The organism is Streptomyces sp. NPDC001700, from assembly GCF_053596435.1.
On the sequence record NZ_JBSFGE010000012.1, the window covers coordinates 120,960 to 137,985 of the forward strand.

Here is a 17,026-nt window from a genome sequence, read left to right on the forward strand (position 1 = left end):
AGGATGCAGGACGATGGACATCATGACGATGACACCGGGCGCCGGGCTGGGTGCGATGATCCGCACCTGGCGGGAACGGCTGCCCCCGTCGGCCGCGGGACTGTCGATGGGTCGGACACGGCGCGCGGTCGGGCTGCGCCGCGAGGAGCTCGCCGACCTCGCCGGCGTCTCGGTCGACTACGTCGTGCGCCTGGAGCAGGGCCGGGCCACGACGCCCTCGGCATCGGTGGTCGCGTCTTTGGCACGCGCCCTTCAGCTGTCCACCGCCGAGCGGGATCACCTGTACCGGCTGGCCCAGCTCGCCCCACCGGTGGACGGCGCGATCTCCGGCCACATCGCACCCGGCGTTCACCGTGTCCTGACCCGGCTCGGGGACGTCGCGGTCGCCGTGTTCGCGGCGGACTGGCAGCTGATGTGGTGGAACCGCAGTTGGGCTGCGCTGTTCGGCGATCCCTCGTCGGTGCCCCCGCAGCTGCGCAATTTCGCCCGCGAGCGGTTCCCGGTAAGCGCAGATCCTGTTCGCCTCGGGCTCTGGCCGGTGACCGAAGTGGACCGGGACGCCACCGACGCCGCCGTCGTGTCCGATCTGCGCCGCGCCACCGGCCGCTTCCCGCATGACGCGCGTCTGGCAGAGCTGATCCGGGTATTGCGCGCGGGCAACCAGCGGTTCGCCGAATTGTGGGCGAGCGGCACAGTGGCCGCTCACCGTGAGGACCATAAAACGATCGAGCACCCCTCGGTGGGGCTGGTCACGGTGGATTGCGATGTGCTGACCGATGGTGACTCTGAGCTCAAGATTGTGATCCTGACCGCCGCGCCCGGCAGCTCGGACGAGACCAAGCTGCAACTCGCCGCGATTGCTGGTCCGCCAGACACCACGACCAGCTCGCACACACGCCGGTAGGCGGCACACGAGCCGCCCGCGACGCGCCCCTTCCCCGGAGCAGCACACGCATCCGACGGGGACGATGTCGAGTGCCAGCCCTGCCCGCGCTGCTCGGCCCAGCCCGGCTCGCCAAGCTCCTGCGCGTGCCGACCTCCGCCGGCCGCGGCCCCGGGCAACCATGGCGGCCCGGTACACCGGTGCCCGCCCCGGTCGGCCCGGAGGCACCGAGCGCGGACATCCGCATCGGCTATGCCCGCAGCCCACGGCCCGGTCCTGGAGATGCTCGCCGGTCCCCTGACCGGGATCTACGACCCCACCGGGCACGGCCGCCTGCTGTTCGCCTTCGTCGCCGCGATGGCGGAGACCGAGCGGGAGAACATCCGCGAGTCCACGCTCGAAGGGCTCGACACCGCGACCCGCAAGGGCAAGCACGGCGTCCGGCCGCCGGCACGAGACGCGGCAGGCGTACCCGAGGCCGTCGAGCAGGCGCACGCCGACTTCGCCACCCTCGGGGGCACGGACGTCCCCCGGCCCCGGCTCGACACCACGGCGTCCAGCGCACGGCCACGATCAATCTCATCGATAACCACGGTTCGATTGATCCCCGGGGCCGTAATGGGGCTCCGCCCCAGACTCCGTGGCGAGGGCTCCGCCCCCTGCGCCGCTGCCGGGGCTCCGCCCCTGGACGCCGCGTGGGCACAACCCGGGTCACCGGGGCCACACCCGGCTGCGGAATCTCAGGGGGCAGCCCCCGGCCCCTCGGGTCAGCGGGCCTTTTGGGCCAGGCGGAGGAGGTGGTCGGCCAGGGCCTGGCCGCCTGCTGGGTCTCGGCTGATCAGGAGGACGGTGTCGTCGCCCGCGATCGTGCCGAGGATGACGTGGAGTTCGGCCGAGTCGATGGCCGAGGCCAGGAACTGGGCCGCGCCGGGTGGGGTGCGGAGGACGACGAGGTTGGCGGAGGCCTCCGCCGAGATGAGGAGTTCGGCCGCGAGGCGCGCCATGCGGGCCTCGCTGGCCGACTCGCCGAGCGGGGCGCGGGGGGTGCGGTCGCCGCCCTCACTGGGGACGGCGTAGATCAGCTCGCCGCCCGTGTTGCGGATCTTCACCGCGCCCAGTTCGTCCAGGTCGCGGGAGAGCGTCGCCTGGGTGACGGAGAGTCCGTCGTCGGCGAGGAGCTTCGCGAGCTGGCTCTGGGAGCGGACCGGCTGCCGGTTCAGGATGTCCACGATCCGGCGGTGGCGGGCGGTGCGGGTCTGCGGCACGGACTGTCCGTTATGGTTCGCGTCCGCGTCGGAGTGCGCCGCATCGTTCGCCGCGTCGGTGTGCTGCGCCTCGGTCATCGTCTCGTCAGTCTCCGGATCATCGTTCCCCTTGGCCCTCATACGCGGCGCTCAGGACGGCGGTCAGTACGGCGGGCAGTTCCCGGAGCACGGTGTCCACCTCGTCGTCGCCGACGACGAGCGGGGGCGCGAGCCGGACCACATCCGGGCCGGTCGCGTTCACCAGGAGTCCCGCGTCCTGAGCCGCCTGCTGCACCTGCGGCGCGAGGGACTCTGTGAGCACGATACCGAGCAGCAGGCCCGCACCACGGACGTGGCCGATCAGCGCGTGGTCGAGCGATTCGATTCCGTCACGCAGCCGCTCCCCCGCCCGCTTGACGCGGTCGAGGATGCCGTCGGCCTCGATGGTGTCGAGGACGGCGAGGGCGGCGGCACAGGAGACGGGGTTCCCGCCGAAGGTGGACCCGTGCTGACCTGCGGTCAGCAGGTCGGCGGCGGGGCCGAAGGCGACCGTGGCGCCGATGGGGAGGCCGCCGCCGAGGCCCTTGGCGAGGGTGACGACATCGGGTTCGACGCCCTGCGCCTGGTGCTCGAACCAGTGTCCGGTACGGCCGATTCCGGTCTGTACCTCGTCGACGACGAGCAGGGTCCCGGTGGCCCGGGTGATCTCGCGGGCGGCGGCCAGATAGCCCGCCGGGGGGACGATGACGCCGTTCTCGCCCTGGATGGGTTCGAGGATGACCAGCGCGGTGTCGGTGGTGACCGCCGCGCGCAGCGCTTCCACGTCGCCGTACGGCACATGGGTGACGTCACCCGGCAGCGGAAGGAAAGGTTCCTGCTTGGCGGGCTGGCCGGTCAGGGCCAGGGAGCCCATGGTGCGGCCGTGGAAGCCGCCGGTGGTGGCGACCATATGGGTGCGGCCGGTCCGCCGCCCGATCTTGAAGGCGGCCTCGACCGCCTCCGCGCCGGAGTTGGAGAAGTAGACCCGCCCGGCGCGGCCGAAGAGCTGGAGCAGCCGCTCGGCGAGCGCCACCGGGGGCTCGGCGACGAAGAGGTTCGAGACGTGGCCGAGCGTGGCGACCTGGTCGGATACGGCCCGTACGACGGCGGGGTGGGCGTGGCCGAGGGAGTTGACGGCGATTCCGCTGACGAAGTCGACGTAACTCTTGCCGTCCGCGTCCCACACCGTGGCGCCCTCGCCGTGGGTGAGCGGGACGCGCGGCGTGCCGTAGTTGTCCATCATCGCGCCCTGCCAGCGCTGCGTCAGTTCCGCGTTGCTCACTGGTTCTCCCCCTCAAGCTCCTGGTCCGGCACGACCATCGTGCCGATGCCCTCGTCCGTGAAGATCTCCAGCAGGATGGAGTGCTGCACCCGCCCGTCGATGACGCGCGCGTTGGTGACGCCGTTGCGTACGGCGTGCAGACAGCCCCGCATCTTGGGCACCATGCCGCTGGCCAGCTCCGGCAGCAGCTTCTCCAGCTCGCTCGCGCTGAGCTGGCTGATCACCTCGTCGCTGTTCGGCCAGTCCGCGTACAGGCCCTCGACATCGGTGAGGACCATCAGCGTCTCGGCGTTCAGCGCGGCGGCGAGCGCGGCCGCGGCCGTGTCGGCGTTGACGTTGTAGACGTGCCCGTCGTCCGAGCTGCGGGCGATGGACGAGACGACCGGGATGCGGCCGTCGTCCAGGAGCGCCTTGATGGCGCCGGTGTCGATGTCGGTGATCTGGCCGACCCGGCCGATGTCCACCTGTTCGCCGTCGACCTCGGCGAAGTGCTTGGTGGCGGACATGAGGTGGGCGTCCTCGCCGGTCATGCCGACGGCGAGCGGGCCGTGCTGGTTGAGCAGCCCGACCAGCTGGCGCTGCACCTGTCCGGCCAGCACCATCCGTACGACGTCCATCGCGTCGTCGGTGGTGACCCGCAGGCCCGCCTTGAACTCGCTGACCAGGCCGTGCCGGTCGAGCTGGGCGCTGATCTGCGGACCGCCGCCGTGGACGACGACCGGGCGCAGCCCGGCGTGCCGGAGGAAGACGACGTCCTGGGCGAACGCGGCCTTCAGCTCCTCGTCCACCATCGCGTTGCCGCCGAACTTGATGACGACGGTTTTGCCGTGGTGGCGGGTCAGCCAGGGCAGCGCCTCGATGAGGATGCGGGCCTTGGGCTGGGCGGTGTGCTTGCGGGCGGTGGGCTGGTCCGTCTTCTGGGGCGAATTCGGCTCGCTCATGAGGAGTACGCGCTGTTCTCGTGGACGTAGTCGGCGGTCAGGTCGTTGGCCCAGATGACGGCGGATTCGGCGCCCGCGGCCAGGTCGGCGGTGATGCGGACCTCGCGGTAGCGCATGTCGACCAGCTCGCGGTCCTCGCCGACCGAACCGTTCTTGCAGACCCATACGTCGTTGATGGCCACGTTGAGCTGGTCGGGCTCGAAGGCGGCGGAGGTGGTGCCGATCGCGGACAGCACCCGGCCCCAGTTGGGGTCCTCGCCGTGGATGGCGCATTTGAGGAGGTTGTTACGGGCGATGGAGCGGCCCACCTCCACGGCGTCGTCCTCGGTGGCCGCGCCGACGACCTCGATGCGGATGTCCTTGGAGGCGCCCTCGGCGTCCCCGATCAGCTGCCGCGCGAGGTCGGCGCAGACCGTACGGACCGCCTCGGCGAAGTCGTCGGCTGCGGGGGTGACCCCGGAGGCGCCGGAGGCCAGCAGCAGCACGGTGTCGTTGGTCGACATGCAGCCGTCGGAGTCGATGCGGTCGAAGGTGGTGCGGGTGGCGTCGCGCAGGGCGGTGTCCAGCGCGGGGGCTTCGAGGTCGGCGTCGGTGGTGAGGACGACGAGCATGGTGGCCAGGCCCGGGGCGAGCATGCCCGCGCCCTTGGCCATGCCGCCGACGGTCCACGTCTTGTCGGGGCCCTGGGCGACGGCCGTCTTGTGCACGGTGTCGGTGGTCTTGATGGCGATGGCGGCCTTCTCGCCGCCGTGCTCGCTGAGCGCGGTGGCGGCCGTACCGATGCCGGACAGCAGGGGGTCCATGGGCAGCCGGAGGCCGATGAGCCCGGTGGAGGCGATGGCGATCTCGCCCGCGCTGTGCCCGAGGACGTCGGCGGTCTTCTCGGCGGTCGCGTGGGTGTCCTGGAAGCCGAGCGGGCCGGTGCAGGCGTTGGCGCCGCCGGAGTTGAGGACGACGGCGGAGACCTGGCCGCCCCTCAGCACCTGCTCGGACCAGAGGACCGGGGCGGCCTTGACGCGGTTGGAGGTGAAGACGCCCGCGGCGGCCAGCCGTGGCCCGTTGTTGACGACGAGAGCGAGATCGGGGTTCCCGTTCTCCTTGATCCCCGCAGCGATGCCGGAGGCGGTGAAGCCCTTGGCAGCCGTCACACTCATGGAGCGACTCCGATCGTGGAAAGTCCCAGCTCCTCGGGGAGGCCGAGGGCGATGTTCATGCTCTGGACCGCGCCGCCCGCGGTGCCCTTGGTGAGGTTGTCGATCGCGCTGATCACGATGACCCGGCCCGCCGCCTCGTCGAGGGCGACCTGGAGCAGGGCGCTGTTGGATCCGTACACGGCGGCGGTGGAGGGCCACTGGCCCTCCGGCAGCAGGTGGACAAACGGTTCGTCGCCCAGCGCCTTCTCGTACGCGGCCCGCAGCGTCCCCGCCGTCACGCCGGGCTTCGCCGGGGCGCTGCAGGTGGCCAGGATGCCGCGCGACATGGGGGCGAGGGTCGGGGTGAAGGAGACCGAGACCCGCTCGCCCGCCGCGGCCGACAGGTTCTGGATCATCTCGGGGGTGTGCCGGTGGCCGCCGCCCACGCCGTACGGGCTCATGGAGCCCATGACCTCGCTGCCCAGCAGATGCGGCTTGGGCGACTTGCCCGCGCCCGAGGTCCCGGTCGCGGCGACGATCACCGCGTCGGGCTCGGCCAGCCCCGCCGCGTACGCCGGGAACAGGGCGAGCGAGACGGCGGTGGGGTAGCAGCCGGGCACCGCGACGCGCTTGGAGCCGTTGAGCGCGGTACGGGCCCCCGGCAGCTCCGGGAGGCCGTACGGCCAGGTGCCCGCGTGCGGGGAGCCGTAGAACTTCTCCCAGTCGGCCGCGTCCTCCAGCCGGAAGTCCGCCCCGCAGTCGATCACCAGCACCTGGTCGCCGAGCTGCTCGGCGACGGCGGCGGACTGGCCGTGCGGCAGCGCGAGGAACACCACGTCATGCCCGGCCAGCGCCTCGGCACTGGTCGGCGCCAGCACCCGGTCGGCCAGCGGGAGAAGGTGCGGCTGGAGGGAGCCGAGCGGCTGTCCGGCGTTGGTGTTGCCGGTCAGCGTGCCGATCTCGACCTCGGGGTGCGCGAGCAACAGCCGCAGCACCTCACCGCCCGCGTATCCGCTCGCTCCCGCCACCGCTGCGCGTATCGCCATTGCCATCCTCCCTCACGGATGGCATGACTATACGATCGACGGCAGCTTTATGCAAAGAAGTTTCCGGTCAGGCTTGCCCTCCGACGTCTCGTAACGCCTGCTAGGAGCGCGTCGCCGTCCTGCACTCGTCCCCGGTGGACTCGCCCTGCGCGATCGGCGCGCTGCGGTCGTACGGGTCGACCTGCGTGCCGTTCCCCTCCGCCCGGCGGTCCGCGCCGAAGGGCGGGGTGAAGTAGCCCGTGGGGGCGCCGCAGCCGCCGTTGGTCATGTCGTACTTGTACGAGACGATCGAGAACGTGCCCGGCTCGGTGATCACCTTGTCGGGGTCGTCCCAGCTCAGGACCAGCTCGCGGCGGACGATCGTGCGCACGATCTCGTCGTCGCCGCCGCCCGCGTCGGCGCGGGTGACCGGGTAGACGAAGGTGACGTCGGCGGTCACCTGGAGCGCGCCGCGCTCGCCCTCCCGGTAGGTGAGGCTGCCCCGGGTCTTCACGACGTCGCCGACCAGGTGGGCGTGGGAGGGCTGGAAGCGGCTGAAGAGGAGGAGCGGGTCGCTCTTCTCGCTCGGGTTGCGGAAGGCGGTTTTCAGCAGGGCCTGGACGTCCTTCTGGTGGGGGCTGATCAGTGCGATCGCCTTCTCGGGGCGCTCGCCCCGCAGCACCCCACGGTCCAGGCTCGACGCGACGAGGAAGTCCCGGCTGCGGGCGAGGGCCTGCTCGACCTCGGCCGCGCTCATCCAGCCGACCGCCCTGGCCTTCGGCATGGTGATCCCCGCCGCTCCGCTCGCCCAGCTCGCCGCCGGGGAACCACGGAACGGCTCGTCCAGGGTGGGGCGCCCGGCCGTCCCCGCCGGGGTCTCGGCCGTCGGCGGCGCGGAGTCGGGGTCGTCACCGGCGAACAGGTCCACGACCCGCCCCGGCGCGAGCGCCACCACCAGCAGCACCAGCAAGGCCAGCACTCCGGCCACGTACCAGCCGGTGCGCCGCTTGGGCCGCGCGGGCGTGTAGGTGCGCCAGCCCTCCGGGGCGCGGTCGGGCTCCGCGCTCAGCCGCTTCGCCACGTCGCGGGCCCGCGCCGACGGCTCCTTGGGCGCGTCGGCCGTGCCCGCCACCGACTCGCGCAGAAACCGCTCCCACTCCTCGTCGGATCTGGACGAACCGTCCGGCTCCGTACCCGCACCCATCCCCAACCCCCTGGCACTCAGCAGACCGCGCCCCTCCCCTGGGACGTGTCCGCATAATGGCACAACCCCCGCTAGGGCGTACCGGAGAGCTTGCCCATCACGTCGTACAGCTGCTGCGGGGTACGCCGTTCCGACGTGGCAGCCAGGCGGCGCAGGGCGTTCGCGGTCGCGTCGTCCGCCGGGTGGAAGGCCCAGATCCGGTGGCCTTCGCTGCCCGGCAGCTCCAGGACATGCTGGTCGAGTGCGAGCGGTCCGACCCTCGGATGCCGGAACAGCTTGCGGTCCATCGCCTTCTCGTAGAGGTGGTGCTCGCCCCAGGCGGCTCTGAAGACATCGCTGCTCGCGGCCAGCTCCCCCACCAGCCGGGTCAGGCGGGCCGACCCCGCCCCGGAGCCGGTCTGAGCGCGCAGGGCCGCCACCATGCAGCGGGCCAGCTCGGGCCACTGCGTGAAGAATGACGGTGCCCCGGGGGCGAGGAACACCAGACGGGCGTAGTTGTCCCGGGGCTCCAAACCCTCGTGGAGAAGGTCGCCGAGCGCGTTGCCGCCCACGATGTCGAGCCACCGGTTCACCAGCAGGGCGGGCACCGTCATGGAGCCGAGCAGCTGGTGCACGGCCGCCAGGCGGTCCGTGCCGATGCGCTCCCCGGCTGCGGCGGTCTCCGGGGCGGAGAGTTCACGCAGGTAACGCGCCGCCACGGCGTCCAGCAGCAATGCCTCGCACAGGCCCTCCACCACCGCGTGGGACGGTCGGCGTTCCCTCCCCTGTTCGAGGCGCACGTAGTAGTCGGTGCTGATCCCGGCCAGGAGTGCCACTTCGTCGCGCCGTAGCCCCGGCACCCGGCGCTGCGCCCCCGGGGCCAGCCGGTGCTGTTCCGGCCGCACCCGGTTCCGCCTGGCCCGCAGGAAGGCCGCCAGTGATTCGCCTCCACCGCCTCCGCTGTGCGCCCGTGGCCCCTTCATGCCGCCAGCGTATGGACGAGGCGGCGGGGTTTCCGGGGTGGGTGCGGCACTCCTACCCGCCCGGTTCGCCGGGTGCCTAACGTGCCGAACACCTGCCGAAGAACGCCTGCGGAAGAACACCTGCGGAAGAACGCCTGCGGAAGAACGCCAAGGAAAGAGATTTATCGATGTTCGTCATTACCGGTGCCAGTGGTCGCACCGGACGGGCCGCCGCCGTGCACCTGCTCGCAGCCGGATACCGCGTCCGAGCCGTCGGCCGTTCGGCCACGCGGCTCGCCGACCTCGCCGCGCGGGGCGCCGAGGTGTGGGAGGCCGACCCGGCCGACCCGGCCGCGCTGACGGACGCCTTCCGGGGCGCGGACGGCGTCTACGCGGTGATCCAGCCCAACTACCTCCCCGACCACCCCGACTTCGGCGCCTTCCAGGACCAGGTGGCGGCCTCCCTGACCAAGGCGGTCACCGAGTCCGGCGTGACCCGCGTCGTCGGGCTCAGCAGCTGGGGAGCCCAACACGCGGAGGGCACCGGACCGGTCGTGGGGCTCCACCGCTTCGAGCAGCGCCTCTCGGCCGTCCCCGGCGTCGACACGCTGTGGCTGCGGGCGGGCTACTTCATGGAGAACCTGCTGGACCACGTCGACACCGCCAGGGCCCACCACCGCATCAGCGCCCCCTTCGAACCCGGCGTTCCGCTGCCCTTCGTCACCACCCGCGATGTCGGGGCCCGGGCCGGGGCGGAACTCGCCACCGGGGCCTGGCACGGTACGGAGGTCCTGGAGCTGCAGGGCGAACGCGACGTGAGCATGCGGGAAGCCGTGGACGTGATCGCGAACGCCGTGGGCGCGGACGACTTCATCTACGAGCAGACCAGCCTCGCCGACTTCTACGCGGAACTGCGTAGCAACGGCGTGTCCGTGAGCGTCGCGGACATGATGGCCGAGGTCGGAGAGGCCGTTAACTCCCGGCACGCGCGGATGCGGCAGCCCCGTACCGCCCGTACGTCCACCCCCACCTCGATCGAGCGGTTCATCGAGGAGGAGTTCGTTCCCCGGTACCACGCGGCCTCCGGACGGGGCCCGACCCCCGCGCGGGTCCCGTCCGGAATGCCGTGGGCACGACCGTCACGCTAGGCAATTCCTTTGGCCATCGCCATGTCATGCGTGCACAACCGGAGCGGACCGCACCGCATTCGTGCACGGTGCGGGCGTACGGGCCGGGGGCGGTGCACAACGGGGGGCGCGGGGGCGGGCCCGCGTGCACAATCAGCCTCTGATTCAGGGGCACCGGGCGGTCGGCAGTTCGGGGTGGCCGGTGCTCACGTGGAGGGCGAACGCCAGCGCGCGCACCCCGCCGAGGACCTGTTCGTCCTCCTCCAGAGCCCCCTCCAGGGCCTCCTCGCCGCCGTCCCCGTCGACCATCAGGTCCCGCTGGATCAGCGGCGCGGCGGCCCGCAGATGGCCGCGCACGGTGACCGGTGAGAGATTGAGGGCGGCGGCCGTCCGTTCCACCTGGGTGTCGTTTTCCAGCCAGGCGCGGAGCGTGCGCGGCAGGTCGCGGCGGTCGCTCTTCAGCGGCTTCAGGAAGGACTCCGCCCACACCCGCACCTCGGGCGCGGAGACCATGGCGGCGAAGTCGGCGGCGGGTTCGGCCGAGGTCTCGTCGTGTCCGTACGTGATGACGATCTTCAGCGCCATCGAGACCATCACCTTGTCCAGCACCCGGTTCCGGTCGAGGCCGAGCAGGTCGAAGCCCTGTCTGATGCGGTGGGCGACGGTGTTGCGGTGGATGCCGAGGACCCGCCCGGCCGCCTTGTGCTGCACCTCAAGACCGAGGTCCAGGGTGCGCAGCAGCCGGTCGCGGCGGCCGGTGGGCAGGGTCAGCAGCGGGTGGAGGACGGTCGCGGCCCAGCGGCGTGCCGTATCCGGGTCCAGCAGCTCGACGAGACCGGCCCGCTCCTCGGACAGCGCCACCCGGTCGGGCAGTTGCCGGGCCGTCACCAGGGCGGTCAGCGCCTCCGCGTAGGCGTCGGCGACGTTGCCGAGCTTGTGTACGCGGCTGCCGCCCACCCGGTGGTCCGGCAGCGCGGCGACCACCTGCCGCAGGGCGCTCCGGACGCTCAGCGGGCCGTCGTCCCCGCCCGCTTCTTCGCCCTGATCGTGGAGGGGGTCCACCACGATCAGGTGGTTGTACGCCGGGCAGCGCACCAGCATCGCGCGCCCGCCGAGCGCCGTCTCGCCGTGCAGGGCGGCGGGCTCCCGGTCCGCGGCGGCGCAGTCGACCACGTACACCCGGATGTGCTCGGTCGCCAGCAGGCCCGGCGCGAGCCCGACCATCACGCGCTGGGCGGCCAGCTCGTCGCCGACCATGAGCAGCTGCAGCGCGCCCAGCCGTACCCCCTGCTCGGCGGAGGCCACCGCCCGGTCCTGCCGCTGGGCCTGGTCGACCAGGCTGAGGACGCGGGCGGCGTGGTGCATCAGCTCGGTGGCGATGTCGTCGAACGGGCGGCGGGAGCCCACCGACAGCACCGGTCCTGGGCCGGTGGCGCCGAGCGGCAGGAAGCGGGTGTGGAGCGCGTCGTCGGCCGGGGCCACGGGCAGCCGTGGGGTCACGGTCCACGGGGTCACGGTCCGCCGGGCGAGCAGGGGCGCGAGCGCGCCGGGCGCGGACTCGGGCGAGGCGGCCAGGACGCCCCGCTGCTCGTCGCTGACCAGCACCTCGGCGTCCAGCGCCGCGGCCAGCCAGTCGGCGATCCGCTGCGTGGCGTCCGGACCGGCGTCCGCGAGGCGGGACGGCAGCCGGTTGAGCAGGGCGGTGAGCTGTTCGGCGTGCCACTCGGCGTACCGGTGGCGGTAGTCGCGCAGGCGCGGGAGGAGCTGCTGCCACGCTTCGAGGGACCGGGTGGTGGTCAGCAGCGGTACGCCGAGACGGGCGGCCCAGCTGCGGACCGCGACCGGGGTGGCCTGCGGGCCGTGCCGGTCGACGGCGAAGGCGAGGCCCGCGGCGCGCTGCCGGGCGAGGGCGCGCAGCAGCCGCTCCAGCGCGCCCTGTCCGTCCCGCCCGCCCGGACCGGCCTGACCGGCCTGACCGGCCGAGGGCAGGCGTATCACCACCAGCGCGTCGCCCACGTCGCCGAGCACCTCGCCGAGCGCGTCGCCGCTCCATGCGGTGCCCGGGAGGACGCGTACGGAGTCCACCGTCCGGTCGGCGGGGCGGTGCTCACCGGCGAACCGGAGAGAGAAGTCCAGTTCACCGCAGATGGCGCCCAGCGTCAGCATCGTGTCCCTTTCTGTACAGCCCCCGCACAGGCCACCGATCGTAGGGCCGAGACTCAGTGCCGCTGTCCGCCGGAGTAGAGGGCCGCGGTCTCCGCCGCGAGGCGGGCCAGCTCCTCGCGCAGCGGCTCCGGTGAGATCACCTCGACGTCGGCGCCGAAGGCGAGCAGGGGCTGGGCCGCGCCCAGGGAGCGGAAGCGCAGCTGGAACTCCACCCGCTCCTCGCCCTCGCCTTGGGCGGGGTCCGCTTCGGCGGGCGGCGGTGCGGACAGGTCGGCGCGGTAGATGCTCAGGAAGCGGCGCACGGACGCCCGCCGGACCCGCACCACCACGTCCACCCCCGTGGGGAGGTCGTCGATCTGGCGGCGCAAGGTGTCCCACACATCGGCCAGTTCGGCGCCCTCACGCCGCCGTACGGGTTCGTCGGCGACCGACGCCGCCAGGATGCGGTCCACCCGGAACAGCTGCGGCCGGGCGCGGTGATCGGCCACCAGGTACCAGACGCCCGCCTTGTCGACCAGACCGTACGGATCGAGGGTGTACGACGCCTCGCGGTCGTCGCGGCCGTGCCGGTACCGCAGCCGCAGCCGCCGGTCGGTGAAGACTGCGTCCTGGAGCACCCCCAGGTCGGCCACCGCCGGGGGTCCGCTGCGCCAGCGGACCGGGTCCACCAGGATGCGGCGGCGGGTCAGCGCGGCGGCGTCGCGGTGCGGCGGCGGCAGTGCGGCCATGACCTTGCGCAGCGCCGAGCCGATCGCCCGGCCGAGCCCCAGATCGGCGTGGGCCCGGTCGGTGACCAGTACGAACAGCGCCCGCGCCTCGTCGGCGGTCAGCCCGGTCACATCGGTGCGGTAGCCGGGCAGCAGGGCGATGCCGCCGTTGCGCCCGCGCTCGGCGTAGACGGGCACTCCGGTCGAGGACAGCGCCTCGACGTCGCGGAAGATCGTGCGTACGGACACCTCCAGGCGCTCGGCCAGCTCGGTGGCGGGCACCTGTCCGCGCGTCTGCAACAGCAGCAGGATCGACAGCATCCGGTCGGATTTCATGCTCCGAGGATCGCCGAAAAACTTGACGGCGGATGTCATGTATTGCGGGGAAGGTGGGCGCGCGGACCGACGCCGGTCCGCGATTCAGCTCATTTCATGGAGACTTCGATGTCCGCAGACACCACCACCACCGCCGCCGCCCCGGCGCGGCCGGAGACCGCCGGGAAATCGCCCGGGGGCGGGGGCCGCCATCTCGGGCTGGCCCTGTTCGTGATCGCCGCGGCGCAGCTGATGGTGGTGCTGGACGCCACGATCACCAATATCGCCCTGCCCAGCATCCAGACCGATCTGGCGGTGTCCGACGGCAACTTGGCGTGGATCGTCAACGCGTACGCGCTGGCCTTCGGCGGGCTGCTGCTGCTCGGCGGGCGGGCCGGGGACCTGTTCGGGCGGCGGCGGATGTTCCGTACCGGGATAGCCGTCTTCACCGTGGCCTCGGTGCTGGGCGGGCTCGCGCCGGGCGAGGGGCTGCTGATCGGCGCCCGGGTGCTGCAGGGCGTGGGCGCGGCGATGGCCGCGCCCAGCGCGCTGGCCCTGATCACCACGACGTTCCCGGCGGGCAAGGCGCGCAACATGGCGATGGGCGTGTACGCGGCCATGGGCGGCGTCGGCGCCACGGTCGGTCTGCTGCTGGGTGGCACGCTCACCGACGTTCTCGACTGGCGCTGGGTGTTCTTCGTCAACATCCCGATCGGGCTGGCCGTCCTCGCCGGGACCCGGACCCTGGTCGAGGCCGACCGGAGCCCCGGGCGGCTGGACGTGCCCGGCGCGATCACCGGCACGGGCGGGCTGATCGCCCTGGTCTACGGCATCACCCGCGGCGGCGACCACGGCTGGACCGATGGGCCCGCGCTCGGCTCCTTCGCCTCGGCGGCCGTGCTGCTGGCCGCGTTCCTGCTGGTCCAGGCCCGGACCGGGCACCCGATGATGCCGCTGCGGCTGTTCCGGGACCGCAGCCGGTGGGGCAGTTACGCCACCATGCTGTGCATCGGCGCGGGCATGTTCGCCACCTTCTACTTCCTGACGCTCTACATGCAGCTGATCCTGGGCTACAGCCCGGTCAGGACCGGGTTCGCGTATCTGCCCTTCAGCTTCGGCATGGCCCTGGCGGCGGGGCTCAGCTCCAAGCTGGTCGCCCACCTCGCGCCGCGACTGATAGCCGGGCCGGGGCTGGCGGTCGCGGCGGCGGGCATGGTGTGGTTCTCCACCCTGGAGCCGGACTCGTCGTACGCGGGCCAGCTGATGCCCGCGATGTTCGTCACCGCGCTGGGCCTCGGCATGGGCTTCGTACCGATGACGCTGGGCGCGGTCAGCGGGGTGCGGCACGAGGACACCGGCATCGCCTCCGCGCTGCTCAACACCGCGCAGCAGGTCGGCGGCGCCCTCGGGCTCGCGGTCATGTCGACGCTCTCCACCTCGGCGGCGACCGACCGGCTGCCCGGGGCGGCCGCCGCCCTCTACCGGGGGCTGGCCACGCACGACGCCGCCCTGGTGGCGAGGGCCGGTGAGGCGCTGACCCACGGCTACACCCGGGCCTTCGCCGCCGCGGCCGTCATGTTCCTGGCGGGGCTCGCGGTCACCGCGTTCGCCATCAACGCGAAGAAGCAGCAGCACGGCGAGGAGGCGGGGCCGGTACACATGGGCTGAGCTGCTGCTCTGTGCTGGCGCTCCCCCTGATCGCGCTCCCCGGAAAAATCCCCGAAGATTTTTCCGGGGAGCTGTCGATCCGGGCGTCTCCCGTTCGACGCACGGGTGAGAGGCGGGGAAAGACCCCGCCCGGCGACCGAGGAGTCACCATGCCGCGCTTCCTGACCATGATCCGTATCGACGAGAAGAACGCGCCCGCCGAGGGCCCCAGCCCCGAGCTGATGGAGCGCATGGGCGCGCTGCTGGAGGAGATCACCAAGGCGGGCGTCATGCTCGACACCGCCGGGCTCAAGCCGACCTCCGAGGGGACCAGGGTCACCTGGTCCGGCGGCAAGATCAGCTACACCGACGGGCCGTTCACCGAGAGCAAGGAGGTCATCGGCGGCTACTCCCTCGTCCAGGCCAAGGACAAGGCCGAGGCGCTGGAGTGGACCAAGCGGTTCCTGGAGACCCACGAGGACTACTGGACCATCACCGCCGAGGTCCGCGAGATCGAAGAGGGCTGATCCGGTTCCGCTTGCCGGGGTGTTGTGAGGCTGCTCTGATGGGTGGCCGTGACGGCAGCACACGCGACCGAAGCGACCCGAACGGTCGAAGCGGTCTTCAGGATCGAATCCGCGCGGATCATCGCCGGTGTCACCCGCATCGTGCGGGACGTCGGCATCGCCGAGGAACTCGCGCAGGATGCCCTGATCGCCGCGCTGGAGCAGTGGCCGGAGTCGGGCGTCCCGGACAAGCCGGGAGCCTGGCTCATGGCCACCGCCAAGCACCGCGCGATCGACCTCGTACGCCGCAAGGAGACGTACGCGCGCAAGCTGGCCGAGGTCGGGCGGGCCCTGGAGGACGTACCGCCGCCCGATCCCGTGGACTCCGACGACATCGACGACGACCTGCTGCGGCTGATCTTCACCGCCTGCCATCCAGTGCTGTCGCCCGAGGCCCGTATCGCCCTGACCCTGCGGCTGCTGGGCGGGCTGACCACGGAGGAGATCGCCCGCGCCTTCCTGGCCTCCGAGGCGGCCGTCGCGCAGCGGATCGTGCGGGCGAAGCGGTCGCTGGCCAAGGCCCGGGTTCCCTTCGAGGTGCCGTACGGGGAGGACCGGGCCGCCCGGCTCTCCTCGGTCCTGGAAGTCATCTACCTGATCTTCAACGAGGGCTACTCCGCGACCGCCGGGGACGATCTGGTGCGCCCGGCCCTGTGCGAGGACGCGCTCCGCCTGGCCCGGGTGCTGGCCGGGCTCATGCCCAACGAGCCCGAGGTGCACGGGCTGGCCGCGCTGCTGGAGTTCCAGGCCTCCCGCATCCCGGCCCGTACCGGCCCGGACGGCGCGCCGGTGCTGCTCGCCGACCAGAACCGGGCGAAGTGGAACCGGTTGCTCATCCACCGTGGCGTCGAGGCCCTGCACCACGCGGGCCACGGCCCGTACGCCCTCCAGGCCGCCATCGCCGCGTGCCACGCGCGGGCGGTCCGCTACGAGGACACCGACTGGACGACCATCGCCACCCTCTACGACCGGCTGGCCGCCCTCACCCCGTCCCCGGTGGTGGAGCTGAACCGGGCGGTGGCCGTCTCGATGGCGGAGGGTCCCTCGGCCGCCCTCGTACTGGTCGACGCCCTGGTGGCGGACCCCGCGCTACGCGACTACCACCTGCTGCCGAGCGTTCGCGGCGATCTGCTGGAGCGGCTGGGGCGACGGGAGGAGGCGCGCGCGGAGTTCGAACGCGCCGCCTCCCTCACCCGCAACGCCCCCGAGCGCCGCCTGCTGCGGGAACGGGCCGCACGTGCCTGAGAACGGGCCGCGCGTGCCTGAGACGCGGACGACGCTGCACGGCGCGCGGGTTGCGTTGCGCCCCACCCTCCCCACCGACATCCCCCGGCTCGCCGCCATCCGCGCGCGGCCCGAGGTGTACGCCCGCTGGCGGGGCGGCGCGGACCTGGTGGCGGCGGTGATCGAGGACCTGACCGACGCGGACACCGAGACGCTGGCGGTCCTGTACGAGGGGGCCGTGGTCGGCGTGATCCAGTGGTCGGCCGAACCCGACCCCGACTACCGGCACGCGAGCATCGACATCTACCTGGACCCGGCGGTGCACGGCCGGGGCCTCGGCACCGACGCCGTCCGCACCCTGGCCCGCCACCTGATCACCGACCACGGCCACCACCGCATCGTGATCGACCCGGCCACGGACAACGCCGCCGCCATCCGCGCGTACGAGAAGGCGGGGTTCCGCCCGGTGGGTGTGATGCGCCGCTACGAGCGCGGGCCGGACGGCAGTTGGCACGACGCCCTCCTGATGGACCTGCTGGCCGAGGAGTTGACGGATTAGCATGCGGTCCTGAACACCACCGG

At 72.5% G+C, this 17,026-nt stretch carries 15 protein-coding genes and 1 pseudogene; 7 read left to right on the top strand and 9 right to left on the bottom strand.

What is annotated here, in order from left to right; genetic code table 11:
• The first annotated feature begins 13 nt into the window (after positions 1 to 13).
• Together ACWC5C_RS23075 and ACWC5C_RS23080 are read left to right on the top strand one after the other, a co-directional pair.
• Positions 14 to 904 carry a helix-turn-helix transcriptional regulator gene (locus ACWC5C_RS23075; RefSeq protein ID WP_450878046.1) on the top strand — a complete coding sequence of 297 codons (891 nt, stop codon included), beginning with the start codon at positions 14 to 16 and terminating at the stop codon, positions 902 to 904.
• Between the two features lie 261 nt (positions 905 to 1,165).
• A pseudogene (locus ACWC5C_RS23080) lies at positions 1,166 to 1,306 on the top strand (recombinase family protein); the annotation flags it as partial.
• 344 nt (positions 1,307 to 1,650) lie between these two features.
• Here the strand turns inward: ACWC5C_RS23080 and ACWC5C_RS23085 are convergent.
• From ACWC5C_RS23085 to ACWC5C_RS23115, 7 genes are all read right to left on the bottom strand, one after another.
• The gene (locus tag ACWC5C_RS23085) at positions 1,651 to 2,226 is read right to left on the bottom strand and encodes an arginine repressor (protein ID WP_450878048.1); all 576 of its coding nucleotides are present in this window, start codon (positions 2,224 to 2,226) and stop codon (positions 1,651 to 1,653) included.
• 19 nt (positions 2,227 to 2,245) lie between these two features.
• A complete protein-coding gene (locus tag ACWC5C_RS23090) occupies positions 2,246 to 3,448 on the bottom strand; it encodes an acetylornithine transaminase (protein ID WP_450878050.1) in 1,203 nt (400 codons plus the stop codon).
• The gene (gene argB, locus ACWC5C_RS23095) at positions 3,445 to 4,389 is read right to left on the bottom strand and encodes an acetylglutamate kinase (protein WP_450878052.1); all 945 of its coding nucleotides are present in this window, start codon (positions 4,387 to 4,389) and stop codon (positions 3,445 to 3,447) included. The genes ACWC5C_RS23090 and argB overlap by 4 nt, the downstream gene beginning before the upstream one ends.
• The gene (gene argJ / locus ACWC5C_RS23100; RefSeq protein WP_450878054.1) at positions 4,386 to 5,543 is read right to left on the bottom strand and encodes a bifunctional glutamate N-acetyltransferase/amino-acid acetyltransferase ArgJ; all 1,158 of its coding nucleotides are present in this window, start codon (positions 5,541 to 5,543) and stop codon (positions 4,386 to 4,388) included. The genes argB and argJ overlap by 4 nt, the downstream gene beginning before the upstream one ends.
• Positions 5,540 to 6,568 carry an N-acetyl-gamma-glutamyl-phosphate reductase gene (argC, locus tag ACWC5C_RS23105; protein ID WP_450878056.1) on the bottom strand — a complete coding sequence of 343 codons (1,029 nt, stop codon included), beginning with the start codon at positions 6,566 to 6,568 and terminating at the stop codon, positions 5,540 to 5,542. Before argC ends, argJ begins: the two co-directional genes overlap by 4 nt.
• A 100-nt stretch (positions 6,569 to 6,668) precedes the next feature.
• Positions 6,669 to 7,751 (bottom strand): hypothetical protein, encoded by a 1,083-nt coding sequence (locus tag ACWC5C_RS23110; protein WP_450878057.1) that lies wholly within the window; start codon positions 7,749 to 7,751, stop codon positions 6,669 to 6,671.
• 71 nt (positions 7,752 to 7,822) lie between these two features.
• Positions 7,823 to 8,713, bottom strand: coding sequence for a helix-turn-helix domain-containing protein (locus ACWC5C_RS23115; protein ID WP_450878059.1), 891 nt, complete (start codon positions 8,711 to 8,713; stop codon positions 7,823 to 7,825).
• A gap of 167 nt (positions 8,714 to 8,880) precedes the next feature.
• Here ACWC5C_RS23115 and ACWC5C_RS23120 point away from each other — a divergent pair, with 167 nt between their 5' ends.
• A complete protein-coding gene (locus ACWC5C_RS23120) occupies positions 8,881 to 9,840 on the top strand; it encodes an NmrA family NAD(P)-binding protein (RefSeq protein WP_450878061.1) in 960 nt (319 codons plus the stop codon).
• 144 nt (positions 9,841 to 9,984) lie between these two features.
• Here the strand turns inward: ACWC5C_RS23120 and ACWC5C_RS23125 are convergent, their stop codons facing one another.
• Both ACWC5C_RS23125 and ACWC5C_RS23130 read right to left on the bottom strand, forming a co-directional pair.
• Positions 9,985 to 11,985 (bottom strand): helix-turn-helix domain-containing protein, encoded by a 2,001-nt coding sequence (locus tag ACWC5C_RS23125; RefSeq protein WP_450878063.1) that lies wholly within the window; start codon positions 11,983 to 11,985, stop codon positions 9,985 to 9,987.
• 53 nt (positions 11,986 to 12,038) lie between these two features.
• Positions 12,039 to 13,028 carry a helix-turn-helix transcriptional regulator gene (locus tag ACWC5C_RS23130; protein WP_450878065.1) on the bottom strand — a complete coding sequence of 330 codons (990 nt, stop codon included), beginning with the start codon at positions 13,026 to 13,028 and terminating at the stop codon, positions 12,039 to 12,041.
• A 108-nt stretch (positions 13,029 to 13,136) separates the two neighbouring features.
• On the opposite strand from ACWC5C_RS23130, the gene ACWC5C_RS23135 reads away from it, so the two are divergent.
• From ACWC5C_RS23135 to ACWC5C_RS23150, 4 genes are all read left to right on the top strand, one after another.
• Positions 13,137 to 14,675 carry an MFS transporter gene (locus ACWC5C_RS23135; RefSeq protein ID WP_450878067.1) on the top strand — a complete coding sequence of 513 codons (1,539 nt, stop codon included), beginning with the start codon at positions 13,137 to 13,139 and terminating at the stop codon, positions 14,673 to 14,675.
• Positions 14,676 to 14,824: 149 nt separating this feature from the next.
• Positions 14,825 to 15,181, top strand: a complete 357-nt coding sequence (locus tag ACWC5C_RS23140) for a YciI family protein (RefSeq protein WP_450878069.1) — start codon at positions 14,825 to 14,827, stop codon at positions 15,179 to 15,181.
• 42 nt (positions 15,182 to 15,223) lie between these two features.
• Positions 15,224 to 16,465: an RNA polymerase sigma factor gene (locus ACWC5C_RS23145; protein ID WP_450878071.1), complete on the top strand. Its 1,242-nt coding sequence runs from the start codon at positions 15,224 to 15,226 to the stop codon at positions 16,463 to 16,465.
• A gap of 34 nt (positions 16,466 to 16,499) precedes the next feature.
• Complete coding sequence (locus tag ACWC5C_RS23150) at positions 16,500 to 17,003, top strand: GNAT family N-acetyltransferase (RefSeq protein WP_450878279.1); 504 nt, start codon at positions 16,500 to 16,502, stop codon at positions 17,001 to 17,003.
• Positions 17,004 to 17,026: the final 23 nt, after the last annotated feature.

Excerpts from the sequence above, each read along its gene's own strand:
- ACWC5C_RS23075 (WP_450878046.1), top strand. The coding sequence starts at position 14 with ATGGACATCATGACGATGACACCGGGCGCCGGGCTGGGTGCGATGATC.
- ACWC5C_RS23110 (WP_450878057.1), bottom strand. The coding sequence starts at position 7,751 with ATGGGTGCGGGTACGGAGCCGGACGGTTCGTCCAGATCCGACGAGGAG.
- ACWC5C_RS23135 (WP_450878067.1), top strand. The coding sequence starts at position 13,137 with ATGTCCGCAGACACCACCACCACCGCCGCCGCCCCGGCGCGGCCGGAG.
- ACWC5C_RS23125 (WP_450878063.1), bottom strand. The coding sequence starts at position 11,985 with ATGCTGACGCTGGGCGCCATCTGCGGTGAACTGGACTTCTCTCTCCGG.
- ACWC5C_RS23120 (WP_450878061.1), top strand. The coding sequence starts at position 8,881 with ATGTTCGTCATTACCGGTGCCAGTGGTCGCACCGGACGGGCCGCCGCC.
- ACWC5C_RS23130 (WP_450878065.1), bottom strand. The coding sequence starts at position 13,028 with ATGAAATCCGACCGGATGCTGTCGATCCTGCTGCTGTTGCAGACGCGC.
- argC (WP_450878056.1), bottom strand. The coding sequence starts at position 6,568 with ATGGCGATACGCGCAGCGGTGGCGGGAGCGAGCGGATACGCGGGCGGT.
- ACWC5C_RS23085 (WP_450878048.1), bottom strand. The coding sequence starts at position 2,226 with ATGACCGAGGCGCAGCACACCGACGCGGCGAACGATGCGGCGCACTCC.
- argB (WP_450878052.1), bottom strand. The coding sequence starts at position 4,389 with ATGAGCGAGCCGAATTCGCCCCAGAAGACGGACCAGCCCACCGCCCGC.
- argJ (WP_450878054.1), bottom strand. The coding sequence starts at position 5,543 with ATGAGTGTGACGGCTGCCAAGGGCTTCACCGCCTCCGGCATCGCTGCG.
- ACWC5C_RS23115 (WP_450878059.1), bottom strand. The coding sequence starts at position 8,713 with ATGAAGGGGCCACGGGCGCACAGCGGAGGCGGTGGAGGCGAATCACTG.
- ACWC5C_RS23140 (WP_450878069.1), top strand. The coding sequence starts at position 14,825 with ATGCCGCGCTTCCTGACCATGATCCGTATCGACGAGAAGAACGCGCCC.